At 63.8% G+C, this 2,757-nt stretch carries 2 protein-coding genes; both read right to left on the bottom strand.

Going from position 1 to position 2,757, the window contains the following annotated elements; translation table 11 throughout:
- Nucleotides 1-102: 102 nt before the first annotated feature.
- The gene (locus CF70_RS23475) at nt 103-1,155 is read right to left on the bottom strand and encodes a branched-chain amino acid ABC transporter permease (RefSeq protein ID WP_035870420.1); all 1,053 of its coding nucleotides are present in this window, start codon (nt 1,153-1,155) and stop codon (nt 103-105) included.
- A 423-nt stretch (nt 1,156-1,578) separates the two neighbouring features.
- Nucleotides 1,579-2,730 carry an ABC transporter substrate-binding protein gene (locus CF70_RS23470; protein WP_035870418.1) on the bottom strand — a complete coding sequence of 384 codons (1,152 nt, stop codon included), beginning with the start codon at nt 2,728-2,730 and terminating at the stop codon, nt 1,579-1,581.
- Nucleotides 2,731-2,757 lie beyond the last annotated feature (27 nt).

Below are 2,757 nucleotides of genomic sequence, written 5' to 3'. Positions count from 1 at the left end.
ATCCAGAACTCGGGGGTGGGGAGCACCGGCAACAGCGCCAGCACCACCGTGAAGGCCAGCAGGAAAATTCGGTTCTTGAGGTTCTTGTTCATGGTGTGTCCCTTATTCCTCTTCTTCCACATGCTTGCTGGTGAGCGAGCGCCACAGCAGCACGGGCAGGATCAGGGTGAACACGATGACCTCCTTGAAGGCGCTGGCCCAGAAGGAGGAATAGGATTCGAGCAGCCCCACCAGGATGGCGCCCGCGGCCGCCACCGGATAACTCACCAGGCCACCCACGATGGCACCGACGAATCCCTTGAGACCGATCAGGAAGCCCGATTCGTAATAGACGGTGGTCAGCGGCGCGATCAGGATGCCGCACAACGCGCCCATCGCCGCCGCGAGCGTGAACGACAGCCGCCCGGCCTGGGTCGTGCCGATGCCCACCAAGCGCGCGCCAAGGCGATTGACCGCGGTGGCGCGCAGCGCTTTACCGGCGATGGTGCGCTCAAAGTAGAAGTACAGCGCCGCGATCAGCAACGCCGACACGCCGACCACCCACAGGCTCTGGCCGGATATCGACAGGCTGCCCACTTCGAAGCGAGCCTCGGAGAACGGCGTGGTACGCGAGCCCTCGGCGCCGAACATCACCAGGCCCAGCCCCACCAGCGCGAAGTGCACGCCGACCGAAACGATCAGCAGCACCAGCGTGCTGGCCTCGGCCAGCGGCTGGTAGGCCAGCCGGTACAGCATGGGCCCGAGCGGAATCACGATCAGCAGGGTCAGCGCGATCTGCGCCAGCATCGGCATCGACTGTCCGTTGAAATTCTGCGCCAGCAGATGCACGGCCAGCGGGAAGACCAGGTACTTGCCCGCCAGCACGGCCAGCCGCCTTGCTGCCGTACGGCGCCGCTCGGCGCTGCGCAGGATGGTGATCGTCTCGTAGAGAAAGGTCAGCACGCCCATGACCAGCAGCAGCCAGCTGCTTTGCGGCGCATGACCAGACTGGATCGCCGCCAGGGTCAGCGCGCCATAGGCGACGAACTCCCCTTGCGGAATGAAGATGACGCGGGTCACCGAGAACACCAGCACCAGGGCCAGCGCAAGCAGCGCGTAGATGGCGCCCGAGGTGATCCCGTCCTGCGCCAGGATGGCGGCGATCGAGAGGTCCATTGTCTCCCCGTATTGTTGAATAGTCCTGCCGGCGAGGGAGGCCGGCTGGCTTGTGAAAAAACGAATTACGAAATAGTAAAGAACTTACGCATAGCGTAAATCCTGACGAACCCTTAGGTTGCGCAGTGCCGCATCGGTCATCCGCCAGCACGCACGCCAAACCTTTGATATGCCTGGAGCAGCATATCCGCGGCGCAGCATGGCCGCCATCCCGATTCGCCCGCTCCGGGGGAGCCCCGTTGGCCCGCCAATTTCATTAACACGTTAAAGATCGTGCATGCCGCATGCGGTGTCAAGTACGGGATTGCCTGTAGTGACGGCGCGGCCCGTTCTGCTTCCGGCAAGCCGCTGCGCAGCAATAAAAAGGGCGCATGGTTTGTCCATGCGCCCTCCTCGCACCTCCGTGCACCTATACCGGCGGTCTTACTTGGTCTGCAGCTTCCACTTGCCGTCGACGATCTCCACCATCACGCGCGAGCGCTGGTCCAGACCGAGGTGGTCCGTCGGCGTCATGTTCATGATGCCGTGGGAGATCGGCAGTTCCTTGGTCTGCTCCATCGCATCGCGCAGCGCCTTGCGGAATTCCTTGGTACCTGGCTGGCCCTTCTTCAGCGCCTCCGGAATGGCACGCTGAAGCAGCAGGCCGGCATCCCAGGCGTGGCCGCCGAAGGTCGAGACCTGCCCGCCATACGCCTTTTCGTACGCGGTCTTGTAGGTGATGGCGGGCTTCTTGACCGGGTTGCTGTCAGGCAGTTGCTCGGCCACCAGCAGCGGGCCGGCCGGCAGGAAGGTGCCTTCGCAATCCTTGCCGCACACGCGCAGGAAGTCGGCGTTGGCCACGCCGTGCGTCTGGTAGATCTTGCCCTTCCAGCCGCGTTCCTTGAGCGCCTTGGCCGGCAACGCGGCCGGCGTACCCGAACCAGCGATCAGCACCGCATCGGGATTGCTCCCCATCATCTTGAGCACCTGGCCGGTCACGGAGGTATCGGTGCGGGCGAAGCGTTCGTTGGCCACCACCTTGATCTTGCGCATCTCGCCAACCTTGGCGAATTCCTGCGCCCAGCTATCGCCGTAGGCATCCGCGAAGCCGATAAAGGCCACCGTCTTCACGTTGTGGTTGGTCATGTGCTCGGCAATGGCGGTCGCCATGTGCGAGTCGTTCTGCGGCGTCTTGAAGACCCAGTAGCGCTTGGCGTCCATCGGCTCGATGATGCGGGCCGAGGCGGCCAGCGTGATCATCGGCGTCTCGTTCTCTGCGACGACGTCGACCATGGCCAGCGAGTTGGGCGTCACGGTGGAGCCCACCACCACGTCGACCTTGTCCTCGCTGATCAGCTTGCGCGTGTTCTTGACCGCCGTGGTGGTGTCCGATGCATCGTCGAGCACGATGTACTCGACCTTCTTGCCGGCGATCTCCTTCGGCAGCAGCGAGATGGTGTTCTTCTCCGGGATACCCAGCGAAGCTGCCGGTCCCGTGGCCGATAGCGTTACCCCGACCTTGACCTGTGCGCTGGCGGTGCCGGCGCACAGGCTGGCGGCAGCGAGAGCCAGCAGGCTGGCGCGCTTGAATGTCATCGTGTCTCCTTCCATTGCGGCAAACGG

Origin of the sequence: Cupriavidus sp. SK-3, assembly GCF_000611145.1 — a bacterium.
Lineage (GTDB): Bacteria > Pseudomonadota > Gammaproteobacteria > Burkholderiales > Burkholderiaceae > Cupriavidus.
This window is presented reverse-complemented; position numbering and strand designations above follow the sequence as displayed.

Coding starts and splice junctions, on each gene's coding strand:
- CF70_RS23475 (WP_035870420.1), bottom strand. CDS start 1,155: ATGGACCTCTCGATCGCCGCCATCCTGGCGCAGGACGGGATCACCTCG.
- CF70_RS23470 (WP_035870418.1), bottom strand. CDS start 2,730: ATGACATTCAAGCGCGCCAGCCTGCTGGCTCTCGCTGCCGCCAGCCTG.